This is a genomic window from Streptomyces sp. RKAG293 (assembly GCF_023701745.1).
GTDB lineage: Bacteria > Actinomycetota > Actinomycetes > Streptomycetales > Streptomycetaceae > Actinacidiphila.
On the sequence record NZ_JAJOZB010000001.1, the window covers coordinates 6,586,524 to 6,610,609 of the forward strand.

A 24,086-nucleotide genomic window follows, 5' to 3' on the forward strand; every position below is an offset into this window, starting at 1 on the left:
TTCGGGCGTTATGGTGCAAGGGTGATCCAGGCCATCGGATTGACCAGCATGCCCCGCCGTAACGGTCCGCCCGCGGTCGACGACCTCACCTTCGAGGTCCCCCCGGGCAGGTCACCGGCCTGCTCGGCGCGCCGGGCGCGGGAAAATCGACCACGCTGCGCCTGATGCTCGAACTCGAGGCGGGCCGGGGTGTCACTCTCTTCAACGGCACCCCCCTGCACGGGGTCCGGCACCCGAGCCGCGAGGTCGGCATCCTCCTGGGCGATGTGCCGGGGCATCCCGGCCGCACCGCGCGGAACCATCTCCGTATGCTCACTGCCGCACTCGGCGTGCCGGCGGAGCGGGCGGACGAAGTGCTCGACGTCGTCGGCCTCACCGGCCTCGCGGACCAGCGGCTGAGCACCTACTCGCTGGGCATGGACCGGCGGCTCGGTCTCGGCGCGGCGCTCCTCGCCGAACCGCGGACCCTCTTCCTGGACGAACCCTCGTTCGGTCTGACGCCCCGTGAAGCCGCCTGGGTGCACGCGCTGCTGCGGGCGTACGCGGCCGACGGCGGAGCCGTCCTGGTCACCGGGCGCGATGCCAAGGCGATGGCCAGGACCTCCGACCGGGTCGTCACGATCGACGGTGGCCGACTGGTGGCGGACCAGTCCGCCGAGGAGTTCACCCGCACCCGGCTGCGCCCGCACGTGGCCGTCCACTCCCCGCACGCCCAGCGGCTCGCCGGCGTACTGACCGACGGCGGCGCCGAGATCGCCACGGCGACCGGCAGCCGTCTGGTGATCTACGGCACCACCTCCGCGCACATCGGGGAGATCGCCTACCGGAACGGCATCCTGCTCCACCGGCTGGCCGACGAGGTCGCCGACCTCGGCCCGGTCGCCCCGCTGAGCCGCGCCGACGGTCGCGGACCCGCGGCGCCCCCGGCGGACCCCGCCGAGGCGCCTCCGGGGGAGCCCGCCGAGCCCGCCAGGATTCCCGCGCCGTCCAGAGGGGTCGTCGCGCCGGCCACCCCCGCCCAGCCGCTCCGGTACGAACTGCGCCGGCTCGGCGGAATCCGCACCCCGTGGTGGATCGCCGCGCTCTCCCTGCTCGCCTCGCTGGCCGGCGCCCTGGTTCTCTCGCGCACCGGGGCGACCTCGGCGCTGTCGATGATGTCCGGCTGGGTGCGGCAACTTCCGCTGCCCCCGGCCGCGATGGGCGCCGGCCTGCTGGGCGCGCTCGCCTACGGGCAGGAGTTCCGCTACCCGGCGCTGGCGCCCGCCCAGGTACCGGTGCCCCGGCGGCTGCGGCTGCTCGTCGCCAAGATGCTGGTGAGCGGTGCGGCGGCGCTGCTGCTCGCGGCCGTGGCCGCGGTGCTCGACACCGTCGTGCTCCGCACGATCCTCGGTCCCGGCGCGGTCCCGCTGCCCACCGACCGGCCCACGCAGGCGGCCGGCTGGGCGGCGCTGGCCGTCGGCTGTGCCTGGGCCGGGCTGCTGGCCGCCGGGCTCTTCCGCACCACCGCGCTCGGTGTGACGGCGGTGCTGGCGGTCCCGCTGGTCGTGGCCCCCGCGGTGGCGCTGGCGGTCCGCAGCCGCGCGGGAAGCCATCTCATCGAGGCGGCAGGGGCGCTGCTCAGCGTCCTCGGCGGCTGGCCCGGAGGCGTCGGCAGCACCGCGGCGGGGGTCACCGGGAGGGCCGTCCAACCGGTCGGCTGCGCCTTCGTGTTGTCGCTCACCGTGTTGCTGTGCGCCCACCTCGCAACGGTGTTGCGGGGGCGCGGACGTTGACGCCGCCCAACTCGCGGTCGGATAAACGGAACTGTCCCGCTGGCCTGTCATGCAGGGCGTTTCATTCCGATAAAGCGTCAATTATCAGGTGATGAGCGCTCACCCTTTCGTGTGCTTTTCAGCAAAGCCCTCAAGGCCCGCCGTGGCATCGCCGACAAAGGATGCGTGAGTACCCTTGCGCACACCCTGATGACCACGGCTCGTTCCGCCGACTCCAGCATCGTCGGCCCGGCCGAGCTCGACCGCTACTCGTATGCCGACGCCTCAGGTGTCGACCGCCCCGGCCTTCCCTCCTGGGACGGCGCCGACTCGGACATGGGCCGCGTCGGCCGCAGGGCCGGCGGCAGCCGTGGCCGCGGGCTGCACGGCCAACTCGTCCAGCAGCTCGGACAGATGATCGTCTCCGGCGACCTGGGCGCCGACCGGCCGCTCGTCCCCGAGGAGATCGGTCAGCGTTTCGAGGTCTCCCGCACCGTGGTGCGCGAGTCCCTGCGCGTCCTTGAGGCCAAGGGCCTGGTCAGCGCCAGGCCCAACGTCGGGACCCGGGTCCGCCCGGTCGCCGACTGGAACCTGCTGGACCCCGACATCATCGAATGGCGGGCGTTCGGCCCGCAGCGTGACGACCAGCGCCGTGAACTGTTCGAGCTGCGCTGGACCATCGAGCCGCTCGCCGCACGGCTCGCCGCCGGCCACGGCCGCGAGGATGTCCAGCAGCGCCTCTCCGACATGGTGGAGATCATGGGGCACGCCGCCGCCCAGGGCGACTCCCTGACGTTCTCCCGGGCGGACGCCGAGTTCCACTCCCTGCTCCTGCAGGTGGCCGGGAACCGGATGCTCGAGCACCTGGCCGGCATCGTCTCCTCCGCCCTGCACGTCTCGGGCGGCCCGGTCACCGGCTGCGAGCGGCCCGGCGAGCCCGCCGTGACCCTGCACCGGCGGATCGTCGACGCGCTCGCGTCGGGCGACGGCGCCGGCGCCGAGGCCACGATGCGCCAGCTGCTCGCCGTGCACACCGAGGTCGCCGCGACCGACCACGTCGTCCCGGCGCCGCGCGAGCACTGACCGTACGGCCGAACCGCCGCCGGCCCCGGACCCGACGGTCCGGGGCCGGCGGCAGCCCATGCGCGAAGAGTGTCCCGCTATCCGATAAGTACAGTTGGTATGGGGTGTGACTCGGGCCACGTGGGCCGGGCGTAACGCTTGGCGAGGCAGCGCGATGACTTAAGAGGTGATGGCCGCACAAGGAATAGCAGCGAGAGTTCTGACGCTGTGTTCCTGAGCGGTTCCACCGAGTCGTTCCCATCGTTCCGAGAGGTTGTTCGTGTCGGCCAGCACATCCCGTACGCTCCCGCCGGAGATCGCCGAGTCCGAGTCTCTGATGGCGCTCATCGAGCGGGGTAAGGCTCAGGGGCAGATCGCCGGCGACGACGTGCGTCGGGCCTTCGAAGCGGACCAGATTCCGGCAACCCAGTGGAAGAACGTTCTGCGCAGCCTCAACCAGGTCCTCGATGAGGAAGGTGTGACGCTGATGGTCAGTGCCGCTGAGGAGCCCAAGCGCACTCGGAAGAGCGTCGCAGCCAAGAGCCCGGCGAAGCGCACCGCCACCAAGACGGTCGTCACCAAGGCCACCGTCGCCAAGAAGACCGTCGCCGCCAAGGCCGCCACCGCTCCCGCGGGGGCTGTCGAGGCCGAGACGGTGGATTCGGTCGAAGAATCCGACGCACCCGCCGCGAAGACGGCGGCCAAGAAGACGGCGGTCAAGAAGACCGCCGCCAAGAAGACGGCGGCCAAGAAGACCGCCGCCAAGAAGACCTCGGGTGACGACGAGGCCGCCGACGGTGAAGAAGCCGACGAGACGACCACGCCCGGCAAGGGTGACGAGGAGTCGGACAAGCCCGAGTCCGAGAGCTTCGTGCTCTCCGACGACGACGAGGACGACGCTCCCGCCCAGCAGGTCGCGGTGGCCGGTGCCACCGCCGACCCGGTCAAGGACTACCTGAAGCAGATCGGCAAGGTTCCGCTGCTCAACGCGGAGCAGGAGGTCGAGCTCGCCAAGCGCATCGAGGCCGGCCTGTTCGCGGAGGACAAGCTGGCGGCGGCTGACAAGCTCGCTCCCAAGCTCAAGCGCGAGCTGGAGATCATCGCCGAGGACGGCCGCTGGGCCAAGAACCACCTGCTGGAGGCCAACCTCCGTCTCGTGGTCTCGCTGGCCAAGCGTTACACCGGCCGCGGCATGCTCTTCCTGGACCTGATCCAGGAGGGCAACCTGGGCCTGATCCGTGCGGTCGAGAAGTTCGACTACACGAAGGGTTTCAAGTTCTCCACGTACGCCACGTGGTGGATCCGCCAGGCGATCACCCGCGCGATGGCCGACCAGGCCCGCACCATCCGTATCCCGGTGCACATGGTCGAGGTCATCAACAAGCTGGCCCGCGTGCAGCGCCAGATGCTCCAGGACCTGGGCCGCGAGCCCACCCCGGAGGAGCTGGCCAAGGAACTCGACATGACCCCCGAAAAGGTCATCGAGGTCCAGAAGTACGGCCGTGAGCCGATCTCCCTCCACACCCCGCTGGGTGAGGACGGCGACAGCGAGTTCGGAGACCTCATCGAGGACTCCGAGGCGGTCGTGCCGGCCGACGCGGTCAGCTTCACGCTCCTGCAGGAGCAGCTGCACTCGGTGCTCGACACCCTGTCCGAGCGGGAGGCGGGCGTGGTCTCCATGCGCTTCGGCCTCACGGACGGGCAGCCGAAGACGCTCGACGAGATCGGCAAGGTCTACGGGGTCACGCGCGAGCGGATCCGCCAGATCGAGTCGAAGACGATGTCGAAGCTTCGGCACCCGTCGCGCTCGCAGGTGCTGCGCGACTATCTGGACTGATCCTTCCGAATCCAGCGGATGCGGCCTCCGGTCCTATGGATCACTCTGGGTTTCCAGAGGGATCCACAGGGTCAGGAGGCCGTATGCGTTCCACGTTCCGGATGCTGCTCAGCGGGTCGGCGGTGGCGCTGGCCGCGCTGATCGTGCCGCTCGGGGTCCCCGGTGCCGCGCCGAAGGCCGGGGCGGTGGTCATAGGCGGCGACCAGGTCACCGCCGGGCAGCAGCCCTGGGTGGTGGCGCTGGCCAGCCGTGACCGTTTCGGACCGTCGAGATCCGGCCAGTTCTGCGGCGGGGCAGTGGTGTCCGCCTCGACCGTGATCACCGCGGCGCACTGCTTCGGCCGCGATGTACTCGGCGGGGACTGGCGGAACGCCCGGGATCTGCGCGTCATCGCCGGCCGGCTCGACCTCAGGGGCGTGGACGGCCGGGAAATTCGGCTGAGCCAGGTACGGATCAACCCGGGATACGACCCGGTGACCAATGCCGGCGATGTGGCGGTCATCACACTTGAGAAGCCGCTGCCCGCGGGTTCCGCCATCGCGATGGCGGGGCCGGGCGACCCGCAGGACTATCTGGCGGGATCGAGGGCCCTGGTGTCCGGCTGGGGGGACACCACAGGCACCGGGGCGTACTCACCGGTCCTGCGGTCCGTGGAAGTGGCGCTGCTCGACGACGCGGTCTGTCAGCGCGCCTACCCGGGCAACGCGGACGGCACCTACCTCAGCAGGACCATGCTGTGCGCGGGGGAGCCACAGGGCGGCAAGGACGCCTGCCAGGGCGACAGCGGCGGTCCGCTGGTCGTCGGGGGCAAGCTGGTCGGCCTGGTCTCCTGGGGCACCGGCTGCGCCGAGGCCGGACACCCCGGTGTCTACACCCGGATCTCCGCGGTCAGCGCACTGGTCACGAGCGCGATGGGCACACGGCACCGTTGACGGGCCCGGAAGAGCCGACGGGCGGCCCGGCCCCTGGTGGGGTCCGGCCGCCCGTCGGTCCGAGCTCGTCGCAGGTGCGATGTGTCAGTGCTCGTCCTCGACCGTTTGCGCCGGGGTGTCGGTGAGTCGGCCGGTTTCGTCCTGTATTTCCGCAGCGATCTTCTTGAGTTCGGGCTCGAACTTGCGCCCGTGGTGCGCGCAGAAGAGCAGTTCGCCGCCACTGATGAGGACGACGCGCAGGTATGCCTGGGCGCCGCAACGGTCGCAGCGGTCCGCCGCCGTCAGCGGGCTCGCGGGGGTCAGAACTGTAGTCACGTCGCCTCTTCTCTAGCTCGACGAGCTGTCGTACCAGGGTCAACATCCAACCAGGCCGAAAACGTTCCCGCTCGTGGCTTTTCCTCGAAATCTGACTTCGAAGTGACTGGATGCTACCTGTTGGTAGCGGATTGGCCTCTGATGCGTTAGTTGTCGCTTTTGGGGCGCTTGTCCGATTGTGTCCACCGACTGGGTTGCCGGTTGTTGGTGAGGACGTGCCCGGAGCCTAAATGGTTCATGCCTCAATGGGAACGTGACATGTGTATCACTCAAATGAGGTATCGAACGTATGATCGATACGGGGCTACTCCGAGGCCCGGATACCGGGTCGCGGCACAACCGGCGTACCAGGTCTCGGTACCCTCTCACCGACACGGCCGAAGAACTTTATCGAGGAGCTGCCCGCGTGACCGCCGAAACATCCGTGCCGTCCTCTGCGCTGCTGACGGGCGCAGATCGCGACGGTTCCAACTACACCGCGCGGCATCTTCTGGTCCTCGAGGGGCTGGAGGCGGTCCGCAAGCGCCCCGGCATGTACATCGGGTCGACCGACAGCCGCGGGCTCATGCACTGCGTGTGGGAGATCATCGACAACTCCGTCGACGAGGCCCTCGGCGGTCACTGCGACCGCATCGAGGTCTTCCTGCACAGTGACTCCTCGGTCGAGGTCCGTGACAACGGCCGGGGCATCCCGGTCGACCTGGAGCCCAAGACCGGGCTGTCGGGCGTCGAGGTCGTGATGACCAAGCTGCACGCCGGCGGAAAGTTCGGCGGTGGCTCCTACGCGGCCTCCGGCGGCCTGCACGGCGTCGGCGCCTCGGTCGTCAACGCCCTGTCCGCCCGCCTCGACGTCGAGGTCGACCGGAGCGGTCACACGCACGCCATCAGCTTCCGGCGCGGCGTCCCCGGCTCCTTCTCCGGAGCGGGTCCCGACTCCTCCTTCGACGCGGCGAGTGGCCTGAACAAGTCGAAGAAGGTCCCCAAGGCCAGGACCGGCACCCGCGTCCGGTACTGGGCGGACCGCCAGATCTTCCTCAAGGACGCCAAGATCTCGCTGGAGAACCTCCACCAGCGCGCCCGCCAGACGGCCTTCCTGGTGCCGGGGCTGACCATCGTCGTCCGCGACGAGCGCGACCTGGAGGGTGACGGCAAGGCCGTCGAGGACGTCTTCCACTACGACGGCGGCATCAGCGAGTTCTGCGAGTACCTCTCCCAGGACAAGCCGATCTGCGACGTCCTGCGGCTGACCGGCAGCGGCAGCTTCAAGGAGACCGTCCCGGTCCTGGACGACCGCGGCCACATGACGGCGACCGAGGTCACCCGTGAGCTGGGCGTCGACATCGCGATGCGCTGGGGCACGGGGTACGACACCGTGTCGCGGTCCTTCGTGAACATCATCGCCACCCCCAAGGGCGGCACGCACGTCACGGGCTTCGAGCGGGCCATCACCAAGACCGTCAACGAGGCGCTGCGCTCCTCGAAGCTGCTGCGGGTCGCCGAGGACGACGTCGTCAAGGACGACGCCATGGAGGGACTGACGGCGGTCGTCACCGTACGGCTGGCCGAGCCGCAGTTCGAGGGCCAGACCAAGGAGGTGCTCGGCACCTCGGCCGCCAACCGGATCGTGGCCAATGTCGTGGCCAAGGAGCTCAAGGAGTTCCTGACCTCCGCCAAGCGCGACACGAAGCTCCAGGCGCGGGCGGTGCTGGAGAAGACCGTCGCCGCCGCGCGGACCCGCATCGCGGCCCGCCAGCACAAGGACGCGCAGCGCCGGAAGACGGCGCTGGAGACCTCCTCGCTGCCGGCGAAGCTCGCGGACTGCCGCAGCGACGACGTGGACCGCACCGAGCTGTTCATCGTCGAGGGCGACTCGGCGCTCGGCACGGCCAAGGTGGCCCGGAACTCGGAGTTCCAGGCATTGCTGCCGATCCGCGGCAAGATTCTGAATGTCCAGAAGTCGTCGGTTTCGGACATGCTGAAGAACGCCGAGTGCGGCGCGATCATCCAGGTGATAGGAGCCGGGTCGGGCCGGACCTTCGACATCGACCAGGCGCGCTACGGGAAGGTGATCTTCCTCGCCGACGCCGACGTCGACGGCGCGCACATCCGCACCCTGCTGCTCACGCTGTTCCAGCGCTACATGCGTCCGATGATCGAGCAGGGCCGGGTCTTCTCGGCCGTGCCGCCGCTGCACCGCGTCGAGCTCGTCCAGCCCAAGAAGGGCCAGGACAAGTACATCTACACCTACTCGGACAGCGAGCTGCGCCAGACGCTGCTCGACCTGCAGCGCCGCAACGTCCGCTACAAGGACGGCATCCAGCGCTACAAGGGGCTGGGTGAGATGGATGCCAACCAGCTCGCGGAGACCACGATGGACCCGCGCCACCGCACCCTGCGCCGGATCAACATCAGCGATCTCGAGGCCGCGGAGCAGGCGTTCGACCTGCTCATGGGCAACGAGGTCGCGCCGCGCAAGGAGTTCATCACCAGCTCGGCGGCGACGCTCGACCGGTCCCGTATCGACGCGTAGCCGCTCCCGTGAGCCGACCGGTGCTCCTCCGCCCCCGGGGGCGGGGGAGCACCGCTGCTTTCACAGGTCGTCGGATATGCCTACCGGCACGGCATCACCTGATGGGGTGAACGTTTCAGCTTGATGGCACCGGATCTTCCCACTCTGTCCATGCTTGGGCGCACGGCCAATTGGCTTGTGAAGCGAGGAGAGTTCGGTGGACAAGCACGACGGGGGCGACCCGGGCGCGCTGCGGGTGGACGACCCCTGGTACGACGCCCTGGCCGCCGGTCTCTGGGTTCCGGACCCGACGGCTCCGGCACCGTCACCCGTGCCGGCGCCGCCCGCGGCGCCCGCCGCGGGGACGGAGCAGGACCGCGCCGCCATCTACCTGGAGGTGCAGCAGAGTGCCGCGTTCCAGGAAGTGCGCGGCCAGTACCGCCGCTTCGCCTTTCCGGCGGTCGCGGCCTTCCTCGCCTGGTATCTGCTCTATGTGGTGGCGGCCACGGTGGCGCCGGGCCTGATGGGCCGCCCGGTGGCCGGTGAGCTCAATGTGGCGATGGTCGCGGGGCTGGCGCAGTTCGCCACGACGTTCCTGCTGACCTGGGCCTACTCGCGGCATGCGCGGCTGCGCAGGGACCGGGCGGCGCTCGACCTGCGCTGGGACACCCAGGAGCGGATGCGCTGATGGTGCGGTACCTGGCAGATCCGGCGAACGAGCACCAGGGGCTCGCTCTCGTCCTGTTCACGATCTTCGTGTCCGTCACCCTGGCCATCACCGCCTGGGCGGGCCGGCGGCGCAGCTCGTCGGTCGAGTTCTTCGCCGGGGGCCGGCTCTTCTCCCCCATGGAGAACGGTTTCGCCATCGCGGGCGACTACATGTCGGCGGCGTCGTTCCTCGGCATCTCCGGCCTCATCGCGCTCTTCGGCTACGACGGCCTGCTGTACTCGGTCGGCTTCCTGGTCGCCTGGCTCGTGGTCCTCATGCTGGTCGCGGAACTGGTGCGCAACTGCGGCCGCTACACCCTCGCCGATGTGCTCTCCGCCCGGATGCGGCAGCGCCCCGTCCGGATCGCGGCCGGCACCTCCTCGGTCATCGTCTCGGTGCTCTACCTGGTCGCGCAGATGGTCGGCGCGAGCAGCCTGGTGGCGCTGCTGCTCGGCGGACAGGGCGGCGCGTCCCGTACCTGGACGGTGATCGGGGTCGGCGGCCTGATGGTCATCTACGTCTCGTTCGGCGGCATGCGCGCGACGACGTGGATCCAGATCGTCAAGACCGTGCTGCTGATGGGCGGCACCATCACGCTCGTCGTGCTGGTGCTGATCCGCTTCCACGGCGATCTGAACGGGCTGCTGCGGTCCGCGGCGGCCGGCAGCGGGCACGGCAGCGCCTTCCTGGCGCCCGGCCTCAAGTACGGCGGGAGCTGGATCTCGAAGCTGGACTTCATCAGCCTCGGGATCGCCCTGGTGCTCGGCACGGCCGGGCTGCCGCACATCCTGTCGCGCTTCTACACGGTGCCCACCGCCCGCTCCGCCCGCCGTTCCGTGGTCTGGGCGATCGGGCTGATCGGCTCCTTCTACCTGATGACGATCGTCCTCGGCTTCGGCGCCGCGGCGGTCGTGGGCTCGGACGCCGTCCGCACCTCCAACGCGGCCGGCAACACCGCCGTACCGCTGCTGGCCCAGGATCTGGGCGGGGGAGCGGGTTCCACGGGCGGAACGGTTCTGTTCGCCGTCGTCGGCGCGGTCGCCTTCGCCACGATCCTGGCCGTGGTCGCCGGGATCACCCTGGCGTCGTCCGCCTCGGTCGCGCACGACCTGTACGCCACGCTGCGCCGCAGCGGGAAGCACGCGGGCCCCTCGACCGGGAACGACGAGGTGCGGGTGGCGCGCTTCGCCGCGGTCGGGATCGGTGCGGTGGCGATCGCGCTGAGCCTGTTCGCGCAGGGGCAGAACATCGCGTTCCTCGTGGGCCTCGCCTTCGCGGTGGCCGCCTCGGCGAACCTGCCCGCGCTGCTGTTCGCCCTGTTCTGGCCCCGTTTCACCACCCGGGGAACGGTCTGTGCGATCTACGGCGGACTGATCCCCGCACTGCTCCTGGTCGTGCTGTCGCCCGTCGTCTCCGGACGGCCCGACGCCCTCTTCCCCGGGGTGGACTTCCATCTCTTCCCGCTGGAGAACCCGGGTCTGGTCTCCATCCCGCTGGGCTTCCTGGCCGGCTGGCTGGGCACCGTGCTCTTCCCGGAACCCGGGGACGGCTCCAAGTACGCGGAGACGGAGGTCCGTTCCCTCACCGGCGCCGGAGCGGTGTGACGCGGCGGCGGAACGGCCCGCGCACCAGGGTCAGTCCGCCGCCGCCCAGGCGTAGCGGTGCTCGGGGCGGCCGGTGTCGCCGTATTTGAGAGTCAGGCCGATCCGTCCGGCCTGCTCCAGGTACTTCAGATAGCGCTGCGCCGTGGAGCGGCTCAACCCGGCCAGCTCGGCGACCTCATGGGCGGACAGCGGATGTCCGGCCTTGCGCAGCACCCGCCGTATCAGTTCCGCGGTCGGCGCCGAGTGGCCCTTGGGCAGCTCGGCCGAGGCCGCCCCTGCCGTCCGCAGCGCCCCGAAGATCCGGTCGACCTGCTCCTGACCGGCCTCGCCGCCCCCGCCGACCCCGTCCAGGGTCCGGCGCAGCGCCGCGTACCCGTCGAGCTTGGCCCGCAGCCCGGCGAAGGTGAACGGCTTGACCAGGTACTGCAGTGCTCCGTACCGCATCGCCGCCTGGACGGTCGCGACATCGCGGGCGGCGGTCACCATGATCACGTCGGCGTGGTGGCCGAGCTGGCGCAGCCGGCGGATCAGCGTCAGGCCCGTCTCGTCCGGCAGGTAGTGGTCGAGCAGGATCAGGTCGATCCGGGTGCGCTCCAGGGTCGCCAGCGCGTGGGCGGCGGTGTGCGCCCGGCCGGCCACCCGGAAGCCGGGGACCTTCGCCACGTAGGCCGCGTTGATCTCGGCGACGCGGAAGTCGTCGTCCACGACCAGTACCTCGATCATCGTGTCTCCCTTGCGCCGGCGAGCCCGGTGAGCCCGGCGAGCTGATCGCATTCGGTGGGGTGGCCGGTCAGGCGGCCGCTGACGTCCTCCGCGACCAGGGCCTCCGGCAGCACCACGGTGAAGACCGCACCGCCGCCCGCACGGGCGGTGACCCGGGCGATGCCGCCGTACCGCTCGGCGAGCCGTCTGACCAGTGCCAGTCCCAGCCCCCGGCCGCGGTGCGCGGGCCGCTCCTTCGTGGACCAGCCCTCGGTGAAGATGAGGTCGCGGGCCTCGGGCGGCACCCCGGGGCCGGTGTCGGAGACCCGCAGGACGGCGGTCGTGTCCTCCTCGGTCCGCAGCTCGACCTCCACGAAGGAGTCGGCGGTGCGGTGCGCGGACGCCGCGTCCAGGGCGTTGTCGATGAGGTTGCCCAGCACGGTCACCAGGTCGCGGGGATCGACCACCCGGTCGGGCAGCCCGGTCGCGGCGGAGATCCGCAGGGCGACCCCGCGTTCGGCGGCGATGGCCGCCTTGCCGACCAGCAGGGCGGCCAGCAGCGGATCCCGCACCTGCCCGGCGATCTGCTCCGCGGAGGACCGGTGGGTGTCGGCGACCTCCACGACGAACTCCACCGCTTCGTCGTGCAGGCCCAGTTCCAGCAGGCCCAGCAGGGTGTGCAGCCGGTTGGCGTGTTCGTGGTCCTGGGCGCGCAGCGCGTCCAGCAGCCCGTGGGTGCTGTCCAGCTCCCGGCCGAGCAGTTCCAGCTCCGTACGGTCGCGCAGGGTGGCGACCGCGCCGCCGTCACCGGTCGGCATCCGGTTGGTGACCAGCACCCGGCCGCCGCTCACCGTCAGCAGGTCGGTGCCCTCGACCCGGCCGGTCAGGACGTCCGTCGTACGGCCCGGCGGCAGGACGTCGTCCAGGACGTGTCCCGTGGCGTCGGGGCCGAGCCCGAGCAGCCGGCCGGCCTCGTCGTTGACCAGCCGGATCCTGCCCTGCCGGTCGAGCGCCACGACACCCTCACGGATGCCGTGCAGCATCGCCTCGCGCTCGTCGAGCAGCGAGGAGATGTCGGCGAACGCGAGCCCGTGGGTGCGGCGCTGCAGCCTTCGCGAGCCGCCGATCGCGGCCAGCACGCCCACCGCGAGCGCGGCGGCCGCGTACAGCAGCAGCCCCGGGACCGCGCCGAGCAGCCGGTCGCGGACGCTGTCGTAGGCGATGCCGACGGAGACCGCGCCGACGATCCGGCCGCTGCTGTCGCGCAACGGCACCTTCCCCCGGGCACTGCGGCCCAGGGTGCCGTTGTCGATCTGCATGACCTCCTGACCGGCCAGCGCCTCGCCGGGATCGGTGGAGACGTGCTCGCCGATCCGGTCCTCCGTGGTGTGCGACCAGCGCGTTCCGTTGAGGTCCATCACGACGACGTACTCGGCCCGGGTGGCGTGGCGGATGCGCTCGGCCTCGGCCTGGACCGGCCCGTCGGGGGTGGGCTCCGAGGTGAGCAGCGAATCCGCGATCTGCGGTTCGGCCGCGGCGGTCTGCGCGATGGACAGGGCGCGGCGCATCGCCTGGTCGTCGAGCTGGTGGCTCAGCGGCGCGAGGAAGAGCCCGGTGGCCAGCACCGTGACGCCCGTAGTGATCGCGACCTGGGTCAGCAGAACCTGTGCGGAGACGCGACGCGGCCACCGGATGCGCATGCGGTCTCCTTCTGCTGTGGTGATGTGCGGTGGTAACGGGTGATTCACTACGGTCGCTGCCACGGCGTGCCGCCGTGTCCCGGCTGTGAACGCAACGTAAACGCCATAGAGGCGGATGCCCACCCTCCGTTTCGCATTCGTTGTGCGCGAGCGAGCAGAACGAGCAGAACAGCGGTTGTGAGCAGAAGGCGCCCTGTGCTCACAAGGCTGCCGCCCGGCCCGGGCCGCGCCTAGCGTCCCGCCCCATGAGCAGTCAAACGAGTCCCGCCATCGAGTTGCGGGGAGCGAGCAAGGCGTTCCGGACCCCGTCCGGGGCGCTGCACACCGCCGTACGTGATCTGGACCTGACCGTGGAACGCGGCGAGTTCGTCGCGGTCGTCGGACCGACCGGATGCGGCAAATCCACGACGCTGACCCTGGTCAGCGGGCTGGAGGAGCCGACCGAGGGCGAGGTGCTGGTGGCCGGCGAGCCGGTCCGCGGCATCGGCGACAAGGTCGGTTTCGTCTTCCAGCAGGACGCCGTCTTCCCCTGGCGCACCGTGCTGTCCAACGTGATGGCCGGCCCCCGCTTCCGCGGCGCACCCAAGGCCGAGGCGAAGGAGCGGGCCCGCGAATGGCTGGCCCGGGTGGGCCTGACGTCCTTCGAGGACCGCTATCCGCACCAGCTGTCGGGCGGCCAGCGCAAGCGCGTCGCGCTCGCCGCGACCTTCGTCAACGACCCCGAGATCCTGCTGATGGACGAGCCCTTCTCGGCGCTCGACGTGCAGACCAGGGCGCTGATGTCGGACGAACTGCTGGACCTGTGGGCCGGCACCGGCTCCTCGGTCGTGTTCGTCACGCACGACCTGGAAGAGTCCATCGCCCTCGCCGACAAGGTCGTGGTCATGACGGCAGGACCCGCGACCGTCAAGGAGGTCTTCACGATCGACCTGCCACGGCCGCGCAAGGTCGAGGAGGTCCGGATGGAACCGCGGTTCCTGGAGATCTACCGGGAGATCTGGTCCTCGCTGGGCGAAGAGGTCCGCATCACCCGCGAGAAGGGAGCCGGCCATGCAGCCTGAAACCGCCGTCGCCGACGCCGTCACCACCAAGGACCGGCCCGCCAAGGCGTCCACCGAGCGCACCCAGGCCCGGGCGCGCGCCGCCCGCAACCGCCGGGTCCTGGTCTACGGAACCCGTCTGCTGCTGCTCGTCGCGGTGATCGGTCTGTGGGAGTGGTTCGCGCGCGCCGGAATCATCGATCCGTTCAACTTCTCGATGCCGTCGAAGATCTGGGACCAGATCCGGGAGTGGGCGCTGCACGGCACCGCGCAGGGCTCCTTGTGGGAGCAGATCTGGTACACGCTCTACGAGGCGCTCTTCGGCTGGATCATCGGCGTCATCGCCGGCGTGCTGCTGGGCATCGCGCTCGGCCGGGTCCGCTTCCTGGCCGACGTCCTCGGCCCGTACATCAAGGTCCTCAACGCGCTGCCGCGCATCGTGCTGGCGCCGATCTTCCTCATCTGGTTCGGCCTCGGCCCGGCCTCGAAGGTCGCCTCCGCGGTCGTCCTGGTCTTCTTCCCGGTCTTCTTCAACGCCTTCCAGGGGGCCAGGGAGGTGGACCGCAACCTGGTCTCCAACGCCCGGATCCTGGGCGCGAGCAACCGCCGGGTGACGCTGCAGGTGGTCATCCCGTCCGCCACGTCGTGGATCTTCACCAGCCTGCACGTCTCGTTCGGCTTCGCGCTGATCGGCGCCATCGTCGGCGAGTACATCGGCGCGACCAAGGGCCTCGGGCTGCTGGTCTCCGCCTCGCAGGGCACCTTCAACGCGGCCGGGGTGTACGCGGCCATGGTGATCCTCGCCGTGGTGGCACTGCTGGCCGAGGGACTGCTGACGTTCGGCGAGAAACGGCTGTTCCGCTGGAAGCCGGCGGAGCCCGGCACAGAACGCTGAGACCCCGAACGCTGAGACCCCGAACGCTGAGACCCCGAACGCTGAGACCCCGAACGCTGAGACCCCGGACGCCGGGACCCCGGACACCGGGATCCCCGTACCGATCTCCGTACCCCCTTCGCTTTCTCCACCCCCTCACAAGGACGTGAACATGCGCAGCATGGCCAGAATCCCGGCGGCCGCGGTCGCCGGAGCGCTCGCCCTCACCACCCTCACCGCCTGCGGCGGCGACTCCTCGGCCGCGGGCGACAACGGCAAGGTCAAGATCATGGTGGGCGGCCTGGACAAGGTCATCTACATGCCCGCGATGCTCACCCAGCAGCTCGGCTTCTTCAAGGCCGAGGGACTCGACGTCCAGCTGCTCACCGAGCCGGCCGGTGTGCAGGCCACCACCTCGCTGGTCTCCGGCGATGTGCAGGGCGTCGTCGGGTTCTACGACCACACCCTCGACCTCCAGGTCAAGGGAAAGATCATCGAGTCCGTGGTGCAGCTGGCGCAGGCCCCCGGCGAGGTCGAGGTGGTCTCCACCAAGGCGGCCGGCGACATCTCCTCGGCCAAGGACTTCAAGGGCAAGAAGCTCGGCGTGACGGGCCTCGGCTCCTCCACCGACTTCCTCACCAAGTACCTCGCCGTCAAGAACGGCGTGGACGTCAGCGACTTCACACCGGTCGCCGTCGGCGCGGGCCAGACGTTCATCGCCGCCCTGCAGCAGGGCTCGATCCAGGGCGGTATGACGACCGACCCGACCGTCGCGCAGATCCTCGACAAGGGCCTCGGCAAGGTGCTGTACGACATGCGCACCCCCGAGGGCTCGAAGGCTGCGCTCGGCGGCCTCTACCCGTCGTCCAGCCTCTACATGAGCACCGACTGGGTGAACAGCCACAAGGCGGCGGTGCAGAAGATGGCCAACGCCTTCGTCAAGACCCTCGGCTGGATGTCCACGCACACCCCGGAGGAGATCGCCGCGAAGATGCCGGCCGACTACGCGCAGGGCGGCAAGGAGCTCTACGCCCAGTCGATCAAGGCCACGCTGCCGATGTTCACCAAGGACGGGGTCATGCCGGCCGACGGGCCGCGGACCGTCGAGAAGGTCCTCAAGGCGTTCAACCCGGCCCTGCAGCACGCCACGGTGGACCTGGAGAAGACCTACACCTCGGAGTTCGTGAAGAAGGCCGGCTGATCCGTACCCCGCCCGGCCCCCGCGCCGCCGCTGTCAGCGGCCCCCGGCCACCGCCCTGATCCCCGTGACATCCATCCGGGCGGGCGTGCCGAGGGCCGCTCCGCAGCTCTCCGGGCGCGGCGTCAGCGCCGCGGACCCGGTGACGTCGACGTCCCAGGCCCGGCCGTCGGCGTGCGTCACCCGCACCGTCCAGGACGGCTCCGAGCCGTCCGTGCGCGTCACCACGAGTGCTCCCGCCCGGAGCTCGCCGGTCAGGGAACGCACCGCGAGGTCGGCGGCCTGGCCCGGCCGGTCCCAGGCGGAGGCGCCCCGGCAGCCGTCGAGGGCGATCCGGCCGTCGCGGGCCGCCTTGAGCACCGAGTGCGCCAGATCCGTGTCGATCCGCCCGTAGGCGTAGCCGGACGGCAGGACGAGCATGGTGGGGGCGAACCGGTGGCCGCCGATATGGGTGATCTCCCAGACGTCGCTGACGCCCTCGGCCGCCAGCCGAGCGGCGAGCGGGCGGCCGTACAGGGCGCAGCAGCGGTCACGTTTGCCGTTGGTGCAGACGAGCGCGACCGGCTCGTGGTGCGGCTCGCCGAACCCCCGGTGCCCGCCGGCGCCCAGCGCCGCGAAATCCAGCTCCAGCAGGGCGGCGGGATCGTCGATCACGTCCTGCCGGACCCAGGACCGCCCGGGGACCACATGCGCGACGAGCACCTGGTGCCGGGACGGGACGTGGCAGTCCGCGTGGCGTCCCGGACGCCGGATCAGCGCGACCCGCACGCCGGTGCCGTCCGCGGCCTTCTCCAGGGCCCGGCCCACCACCGGATCCAGATGGCTCGCGGTGAAGGCCTTCGCGCCCCAGGGACCGGGCTGTTCGAGCAGGAGCCATGTTCTGGCGGTGGCGGCGGTGGCGGCGAGCGGTTCGGCCAGCTCCGCCGAAGCGTTCGTGCACGTACTCACACAGGGCAGCCTAACCGGAGCGCGACAGGGCGCGGCACCGATGGTGCCGCGCCCTGGTCTCTCGCGCCCGTCGGTAACCGGCGGCTAGGGCCTGTCGTCTGGATCTCCGCGGCGTCGCGGTGTCCAGCACGCACATCTGCCGCGTTGTCGTCGGTCGACGACGCTCCGCGTCGCCTCCCTCCTCCGCCTTGCAGCTGCACGCACCGGACACCGCTCCTTCCCCCACGGAGATCCAGACGACAGACCCTAGACCGGTCCGGCCACCACCGTGATCGGCTTGGCCAGCGCCACCCCTGAACCGTCCCTGCGGGGGTCCTTCGGGGGAAGGTCGGCGGGCAGGCCCGTCGCCGTCGCGGCGCGGGCCGGGACCGCGCCCGCCCAGGCGAGCACCAGCCCGTCCTCACCGCGCAGGAAGCGCTGGCAGCGCACCCCGCCGGTCGCCCGGCCCTTGCGCGGATACTGCTCGAACGGGGTCAGCTTGGCGGTGCCCTGGACCGAACCGTCGAGCGTTCCCTCGGCGCGGGCCACGGTGAACACCACCGCGTCCACGGCCGGGTCGACGGCCGTGAAGGAGATCGCCTTCGCCCCGTCGGTCAGCTTGATGCCGGTCATGCCGCCCGCCGGACGCCCCTGCGGGCGCACCTGCGAGGCCGGGTACCGCAGCAGCTGGGCGTCGTCGGTGATGAAGACCAGGTCCTCCTCGCCGGTGCGCAGCTCCACGGCGCCCACCACCCGGTCGCCGTCCTTGAGGCCGATGACCTCCAGATCGTCCTTGTTCGCGGGATAGTCCGGGACCACCCGCTTGACGATGCCCTGCTCGGTGCCGAGCGCGAGGCCGGGCGACGACTCGTCGAGCGTCGTCAGGCAGAGCACCCGCTCACCGGTCTCCAGGGACAGGAACTCCGAGACGGGCGCGCCGCCCGCCAGGTTCGGCGCCCCCGCCGTGTCCGGCATCATCGGCAGGTCGATCACGGTGAGCCGCAGCAGCCGGCCGGCGGACGTGACCGCGCCGACGTCGGCCCGCGCGGTGGTCGGCACCGCGGAGACGATCACATCGTGCTTGGCCCGCTTGCCCTCGCCGTCGTCGAACTCCTCGCCGTTGGCGGTCCGCGCCAGCAGCCCCGTCGAGGACAGCAGCACCCGGCACGGGTCGTCGGCGACCTCCAGCGGGACGGCCGAGACCGGCGAGCCCGCCGACTCCAGGAGGACGGTGCGGCGGTCGGTGCCGTACTGCTTGGCCACCGCCGCGAGCTCGTTGGAGACCAGCTTGCGCAGCTCGGCGTCCGAATCCAGGATCACCGTGAGCGCCTCGATCTCGGCGTTCAGCCGGTCGCGCTCGGACTCCAGCTCGATGCGGTCGAACCGCGTGAGCCTGCGCAGCGGGGTGTCCAGGATGTACTGGGTCTGGATCTCGGAGAGCGAGAAGTGGGCGATCAGCCGTTCCTTGGCCTGCGCCGAATTGTCACTCGACCGGATGATCGAGATGACCTCGTCGATGTCGATGAGGGCGACGAGCAGGCCGGCCACCAGGTGCAGCCGGTCCCGGCGCTTGGTGCGGCGGAACTCGCTGCGGCGCCTGACCACCTCGAAGCGGTGGTCGACATAGACCTCCAGCAGCTCCTTGAGGCCCAGCGTGAGCGGCTGCCCGTCGACCAGCGCCACGTTGTTGATGCCGAAGGACTCCTCCATCGGCGTCAGCTTGTAGAGCTGCTCCAGCACGGCCTCCGGGTGGAAGCCGTTCTTGACCTCGATCACCAGGCGCAGGCCGTGCGACCGGTCGGTGAGGTCCTTCACGTCGGCGATGCCCTGGAGCTTCTTCGCGCCGACCAGGTCCTTGATCTTCGCGATGACCTTCTCCGGGCCGACCGTGAACGGCAGCTCGGTGACGACGAGGCCCTTGCGGCGCGGCGAGGTGTCCTCGACGGCCACGGTGGCACGGATCTTGAACGTGCCGCGGCCGGATTCGTACGCGTCCCGCACCCCGGCCAGGCCGACGATGCGGCCGCCGGTGGGCAGGTCGGGACCCGGCACGAAGCGCATCAGGGTCTCGAGGTCCGCGCCCGGATGCTTGATCAGGTGCCGGGCGGCGGCGATGACCTCGCCGAGGTTGTGCGGCGGCATGTTCGTCGCCATCCCGACCGCGATCCCGGACGCGCCGTTGACCAGCAGGTTCGGGTAGGCGGCCGGGAGTGTGACCGGCTCCATCTCCTGGCCGTCGTAGTTGGGCGAGAAGTCGACGGTGTCCTCGTCGATGGACTCCACCATCAGCGTGGCGGCCCCGGCCATCTTCGACTCGGTGTAACGCATCGCGGCGGGCGGGTCGTCGTTGCCCAGGGAGCCGAAGTTCCCGTGCCCGTCGACCAGCGGCAGGCGCATGGAGAACGGCTGCGCCATCCGCACCAGGGCGTCGTAGATGGAGGCGTCGCCGTGCGGATGCAGCTTGCCCATCACCTCGCCGACGACGCGGGCGCACTTCACATAGCTGCGGTCGGGGCGCAGCCCCATCTCGTTCATCTGGTAGACGATGCGCCGGTGCACGGGCTTGAGCCCGTCGCGGGCATCGGGCAGGGCGCGCGAGTAGATGACCGAGTAGGCGTACTCGAGGAAGGAGCCCTGCATCTCATCGACGACGTCGATGTCGAGGATGCGCTCCTCGAAGTCGTCGGGAGGAGGGGTCTTCGTGGTGCGGCGGGCCATCGCGGCTGCTGCTCCTTTTCCTGGACCTGAGCGGGACTGACGCGGACCATTGTGGACCGGCTCACTGACAGTGGTGACCACCGCCCGGCATAAGCGTGCCGTTAGTGGGAACTTCGCGTGGTGTCGGCACGCTTGCCTAGAGTGTCAGCACTCGACCAAGACAAGTGCACGCGACCGGAAGGACAGCTTGCCCATGGGTCTCACGGCCACGTCGGACGGCACACAGCCGCAGGACTCCGACGGCCTGACAGCAACCGAACACCGCTTGGCGAACGGCCTGCGTGTGGTGCTCTCCCAGGACCACCTCACCCCGGTCGCCTCGGTGTGCCTCTGGTACGACGTCGGTTCCCGTCATGAGGTGAAAGGCCGGACCGGACTGGCCCACCTGTTCGAGCACTTGATGTTCCAGGGCTCGGCCAGTGTGAAGGGCAACGGTCACTTCGAGCTGGTCCAGGGCGCCGGCGGTTCGCTCAACGGCACCACCAGCTTCGAACGCACCAACTACTTCGAGACGATGCCGGCCCACCAGGTGGAGCTGGCGCTGTGGCTCGAGGCCGACCGGATGGGCAGCCTGCTCACCGCGCTCGACGAGGAGAGCCTGGAGAACCAGCGCGACGTCGTCAAGAACGAGCGCCGCCAGCGGTACGACAACGTGCCGTACGGCACGGCCTTCGAGCGGCTGACCGCGCTGGCCTACCCCGACGGCCACCCGTACCACCACACCCCGATCGGCTCGATGGCCGACCTGGACGCGGCCTCCCTGGAGGACGCGCGGGCGTTCTTCCGCACGTACTACGCGCCGAACAACGCGGTGCTGGCCGTGGTCGGCGACATCGACCCCGAGCAGACGCTGGCCTGGGTCGAGAAGTACTTCGGCACCATCCCCGGCCACGACGGCAAGCCCGCCCCGCGCGACGGATCGCTGCCCGACGTGATGGGCGGACAGCTCCGCGAGGTCGTCGAGGAGGACGTGCCCTCACGCGCCCTGATGGCCGCGTACCGGCTGCCGCACGACGGCACCCGGGAGTCCGACGCGGCCGACCTGGCGCTGACCGTGCTCGGCGGCGGCGAGTCGTCCCGGCTGCACAACCGGCTGGTGCGGCACGACCGCAGCGCCGTGGCGGCCGGCTTCGGCCTGCTGCGGCTGGCCGGCGCGCCGTCGCTCGGCTGGCTGGACATCAAGGCGTCCAGCGGCGCCGAACTCGCCGACATCGAGGCGGCCGTCGACGAGGAGCTGGCCCGCTTCGCCGCCGAGGGACCCACTCCGCAGGAGATGGAGCGCGCCCAGGCGCAGCTGGAACGCGAGTGGCTGGACCGGCTCGCGACCGTGGGCGGCCGGGCCGACGAACTGTGCCGCTTCGCGGTGCTCTACGGCGACCCGCAGCTGGCGCTCAGCGCCGTCCAGCGGGTGTTGGAGATCACCGCCGCGGAGGTACAGGCCGTCGCCGCGGCCCGGCTGCGCCCCGACAACCGAGCCGTTCTGGTCTACGAGCCCACCGGCTCGCCCGACGAGGCGGCCGACGAGACCGAGCAGGAAGGCGCGGACCAGTGACCGACGTCGCCGCGACCATGACGTTCCACCCCCAGCCGCAGCCGGGCGCCCCCAAGCCGTGGGCCTTCCCGGCCCCCGACCGGTCGACGCTCGGCAACGGGCTGACCGTGCTCACCAGCCACCGCCCCGGCCAGCAGGTCGTGGCGGTGGAGGTGCTGCTCTCGGCGCCGCTGGACGCCGAACCCGAGGGCCTGGACGGGGTGGCCACGATCATGGCCCGCGCGTTCTCCGAGGGCACCGACAAGCTCACCGCGGAGGAGTTCGCCGCCGAGCTGGAGCGCTGCGGCGCCACGCTCGACGCGCACGCCGACCACCCGGGCGTCCGGGTCTCGCTGGAGGTCCCGGCCTCCCGGCTGGACAAGGCCCTCGGGCTGCTCGCGGACGCCCTGCGCGCCCCCGCGTTCCCCGACGGCGAGGTCGAGCGGCTGGTCAACAACCGGCTCGACGAGATCCCGCACGAGCTGGCCAACCCGGCCCGCCGCGCCTCCATGGCGCTCTCCGCGGAGCTGTTCCCCGCCGATCTGCGCTGCTCCCGCCCGCGCCAGGGCACCGAGCAGACGGTGGCGAGGATCGACGCCGCGGCCGTCCGGGCGTTCTACGACGCGCATGTGCGCCCCGCCACCACCACGGCCGTCGTCGTCGGTGACCTGACCGGCATCGACCTGGTCGCGCTGCTGGACGAGACGCTCGGCGAGTGGACCGGCTCGACCGCGGAGCCCCGCCCGCTGCCGCAGATCACCGCCGACGACACCGCGCGCGTGGTGATCGTGGACCGGCCGGGCGCGGTACAGACCCAGCTGCTGATCGGCCGTACCGGCTCCGACCGGCACGACCCGGTCTGGGCGGCCCAGGTGCTCGGCACGTACTGCCTGGGCGGCACCCTGACGTCCCGGCTGGACCGGGTGCTGCGCGAGGAGAAGGGCTACACGTACGGCGTGCGGGCCTTCGGCCAGGTGCTGCTGTCCACCCCGGAGGGGACGGGCGCCTCGCTGCTCGCCATCAGCGGCTCGGTGGCCACCGAGGTCACCGGACCCGCGCTCGCCGACGCCTGGCAGGTCGTCCGCACCCTGGCGGCCGAGGGGCTGACCGACGACGAGCGCGATGTCGCCGTGCAGAACCTCGTCGGAGTGGCTCCGCTGCGCTACGAGACGGCCGCGGCCGTCGCCGGCACGCTCGCCGACCAGGTCGAGCAGTTCCTGCCGGACGACTTCCAGGCCCAGATGTACGCGCGGCTGGCGCGGACCGGCACCGTGGAGGCGACCGCCGCGGTGGTCAGCGCCTTCCCGCTGGACCGCATGGTCGTCGTCCTCGTGGGCGACGCCTCGGCGATCGAGGGGCCCGTCACAGAGCTGGGACTCGGCCCCGTGAAGGTCATCGCGGCCGGCTGACCGGATTCGGCCGCGCGCCGGCCGATGGGCGGCGGAACCCTGGCGCACCCCTTGGGGCGCCGGGGTTCCGGGCTTTTTCGATCTTTATCGGCCCGCAAACCTCCCTTGTGGCGAACGCAACAAATCACCTGATCTGTTTGCCGTAACCGACACGGTCCGATTAGCGTCCTGCTCTGCTGTCCGTCACCATCCGCCGCGTCCAGCGGCAACCGGGCAGTGATCGCCGAGTCCCCGTCTGGCGCGAGCCTGGGGAGCCGGGGACCCACGTCCCTGGGGTGAATCGGGCCGCCCTCACCACGAGGCAGCCCGTAGGAGACCTTCCTGCTCCGAACCCGTCAGCTAACCCGGTAGGCGAGAAGGAAGGAAAGGATCTCGCCGCACCCATGGCGTTCACTGTTCTGCCCGCGCCCAGCGGGAAGCACCGCCGTCCCCGTCGTGCCGCACTCCGCACCGGGACCACCCTGGCCGGCGTCGCCGTTCTGACCGCGGCCGGCACCTTCGGCGCCACCGCGGCCACCGCGCTCTCCACCCCGGAACGCGCCGTCGTTCCCAACACCATCGAGGACACGTCGTTCGCTCGCGCCCTCGACGCCTCGGACAGCCTCACCAACTCCCTCGCCGCCCAGGCCGCCGCCCAGCACAAGGCGGCCGACGAGACCAAGCGTGTGGCCGCCGAGGCCAAGCGCAAGGCCGATGAGGCCAGGCGCGTGGCCCAGGCCGCCGCAGCCGCCAAGAAGAAGGCCGCGGCCGAGGCGATGATCAAGGCCGAGCGTGCCGCCGAGGCCCGCGCCGCCCGTGCCGAGGAGGAGCGCAAGAAGCTCAACTCCTTCGTGCTGCCCGTCGACAGCGGCATCGGCACCGGCTACAAGGTCCCCGGCTCCATGTGGGCCTCCGGCTACCACACCGGCGTCGACTTCACCGCGTCCACCGGCACCCCGGTCCACGCCGTGGGCGCCGGCACCGTCGTCACCGCGGGCTTCGACTCGGCGTACGGCAACAACGTCGTGATCCGGCACAGCGACGGCATCTACACGCTGTGCGCCCACATGTCCTCGCTCAGCGTGTCGGTCGGCGAGACCGTGACCACCGGCCAGCAGATCGGCCTGTCCGGCGCGACCGGCAACGTCACCGGACCGCACGTGCACTTCGAGGCCCGCACCACGGCCGACTACGGTTCGGACATCGACCCCGTGGCGTACCTCCGCTCGCACGGCGTCTCCATCTGATCCACCGGAGACCAGCACCCCCGTCCCCCTCGAAGGCCCCGG

General features: G+C 70.9%; 17 protein-coding genes, 1 pseudogene and 1 riboswitch. Of the genes and pseudogenes, 13 read left to right on the top strand and 5 right to left on the bottom strand.

Annotation, left to right across the window (positions count from 1 at the left end; genetic code table 11):
* The first annotated feature begins 21 nt into the window (after positions 1–21).
* From LNW72_RS29265 to LNW72_RS29280, 4 genes and pseudogenes are all read left to right on the top strand, one after another.
* A pseudogene (locus LNW72_RS29265) lies at positions 22–1,772 on the top strand (ATP-binding cassette domain-containing protein).
* Between the two features lie 111 nt (positions 1,773–1,883).
* Entirely contained in the window at positions 1,884–2,834 is a 951-nt protein-coding gene (locus tag LNW72_RS29270; protein ID WP_308402049.1) for a FadR/GntR family transcriptional regulator, read from the top strand.
* Positions 2,835–3,093: 259 nt separating this feature from the next.
* On the top strand, positions 3,094–4,650 hold the full coding sequence (locus LNW72_RS29275; protein ID WP_250978089.1) for an RNA polymerase sigma factor: 1,557 nt from the start codon (positions 3,094–3,096) through the stop codon (positions 4,648–4,650).
* 83 nt (positions 4,651–4,733) lie between these two features.
* The gene (locus LNW72_RS29280) at positions 4,734–5,582 is read left to right on the top strand and encodes a serine protease (RefSeq protein WP_250978090.1); all 849 of its coding nucleotides are present in this window, start codon (positions 4,734–4,736) and stop codon (positions 5,580–5,582) included.
* An 84-nt stretch (positions 5,583–5,666) separates the two neighbouring features.
* On the opposite strand, the gene LNW72_RS29285 is transcribed toward LNW72_RS29280, so the two are convergent.
* Complete coding sequence (locus LNW72_RS29285; RefSeq protein ID WP_138357478.1) at positions 5,667–5,897, bottom strand: hypothetical protein; 231 nt, start codon at positions 5,895–5,897, stop codon at positions 5,667–5,669.
* 406 nt (positions 5,898–6,303) lie between these two features.
* Between LNW72_RS29285 and LNW72_RS29290 the strand changes: the two genes are divergently transcribed.
* From LNW72_RS29290 to LNW72_RS29300, 3 genes are all read left to right on the top strand, one after another.
* On the top strand, positions 6,304–8,427 hold the full coding sequence (locus tag LNW72_RS29290) for a DNA topoisomerase IV subunit B (protein WP_250978091.1): 2,124 nt from the start codon (positions 6,304–6,306) through the stop codon (positions 8,425–8,427).
* A 196-nt stretch (positions 8,428–8,623) separates the two neighbouring features.
* Positions 8,624–9,094 carry a DUF485 domain-containing protein gene (locus LNW72_RS29295; protein WP_250978092.1) on the top strand — a complete coding sequence of 157 codons (471 nt, stop codon included), beginning with the start codon at positions 8,624–8,626 and terminating at the stop codon, positions 9,092–9,094.
* Positions 9,094–10,719: a cation acetate symporter gene (locus LNW72_RS29300; protein WP_250978093.1), complete on the top strand. Its 1,626-nt coding sequence runs from the start codon at positions 9,094–9,096 to the stop codon at positions 10,717–10,719. The genes LNW72_RS29295 and LNW72_RS29300 overlap by 1 nt, the downstream gene beginning before the upstream one ends.
* Positions 10,720–10,749: 30 nt before the next feature.
* On the opposite strand, the gene LNW72_RS29305 is transcribed toward LNW72_RS29300, so the two are convergent.
* Both LNW72_RS29305 and LNW72_RS29310 read right to left on the bottom strand, forming a co-directional pair.
* Positions 10,750–11,442 (bottom strand): response regulator, encoded by a 693-nt coding sequence (locus LNW72_RS29305; RefSeq protein WP_250978094.1) that lies wholly within the window; start codon positions 11,440–11,442, stop codon positions 10,750–10,752.
* Positions 11,439–13,121, bottom strand: a complete 1,683-nt coding sequence (locus LNW72_RS29310) for a sensor histidine kinase (protein WP_250978095.1) — start codon at positions 13,119–13,121, stop codon at positions 11,439–11,441. Before LNW72_RS29310 ends, LNW72_RS29305 begins: the two co-directional genes overlap by 4 nt.
* Positions 13,122–13,366: 245 nt before the next feature.
* On the opposite strand from LNW72_RS29310, the gene LNW72_RS29315 reads away from it, so the two are divergent.
* From LNW72_RS29315 to LNW72_RS29325, 3 genes are all read left to right on the top strand, one after another.
* Positions 13,367–14,182 carry an ABC transporter ATP-binding protein gene (locus tag LNW72_RS29315; RefSeq protein WP_250978096.1) on the top strand — a complete coding sequence of 272 codons (816 nt, stop codon included), beginning with the start codon at positions 13,367–13,369 and terminating at the stop codon, positions 14,180–14,182.
* Positions 14,172–15,056, top strand: a complete 885-nt coding sequence (locus LNW72_RS29320; RefSeq protein ID WP_250978097.1) for an ABC transporter permease — start codon at positions 14,172–14,174, stop codon at positions 15,054–15,056. Before LNW72_RS29315 ends, LNW72_RS29320 begins: the two co-directional genes overlap by 11 nt.
* Before the next feature lie 151 nt (positions 15,057–15,207).
* Positions 15,208–16,236, top strand: coding sequence for an ABC transporter substrate-binding protein (locus LNW72_RS29325; protein WP_250978098.1), 1,029 nt, complete (start codon positions 15,208–15,210; stop codon positions 16,234–16,236).
* Between the two features lie 33 nt (positions 16,237–16,269).
* On the opposite strand, the gene LNW72_RS29330 is transcribed toward LNW72_RS29325, so the two are convergent.
* Positions 16,270–17,181, bottom strand: coding sequence for a sucrase ferredoxin (locus LNW72_RS29330; protein ID WP_250978099.1), 912 nt, complete (start codon positions 17,179–17,181; stop codon positions 16,270–16,272).
* Between the two features lie 246 nt (positions 17,182–17,427).
* Positions 17,428–19,878, bottom strand: a complete 2,451-nt coding sequence (locus tag LNW72_RS29335; protein ID WP_250978100.1) for a DNA topoisomerase IV subunit A — start codon at positions 19,876–19,878, stop codon at positions 17,428–17,430.
* Between the two features lie 193 nt (positions 19,879–20,071).
* Between LNW72_RS29335 and LNW72_RS29340 the strand changes: the two genes are divergently transcribed.
* The 3 genes from LNW72_RS29340 to LNW72_RS29350 all read left to right on the top strand — a co-directional run bounded on the left by LNW72_RS29340 (position 20,072) and on the right by LNW72_RS29350 (position 24,044).
* Entirely contained in the window at positions 20,072–21,430 is a 1,359-nt protein-coding gene (locus LNW72_RS29340; protein ID WP_250978101.1) for a pitrilysin family protein, read from the top strand.
* A gap of 17 nt (positions 21,431–21,447) precedes the next feature.
* Positions 21,448–22,818: a pitrilysin family protein gene (locus LNW72_RS29345; protein ID WP_285370810.1), complete on the top strand. Its 1,371-nt coding sequence runs from the start codon at positions 21,448–21,450 to the stop codon at positions 22,816–22,818.
* A gap of 211 nt (positions 22,819–23,029) precedes the next feature.
* A riboswitch (cyclic di-AMP (ydaO/yuaA leader) is annotated at positions 23,030–23,187 on the top strand.
* Positions 23,188–23,201: 14 nt separating this feature from the next.
* Positions 23,202–24,044 carry a M23 family metallopeptidase gene (locus tag LNW72_RS29350; RefSeq protein WP_250978103.1) on the top strand — a complete coding sequence of 281 codons (843 nt, stop codon included), beginning with the start codon at positions 23,202–23,204 and terminating at the stop codon, positions 24,042–24,044.
* Positions 24,045–24,086 lie beyond the last annotated feature (42 nt).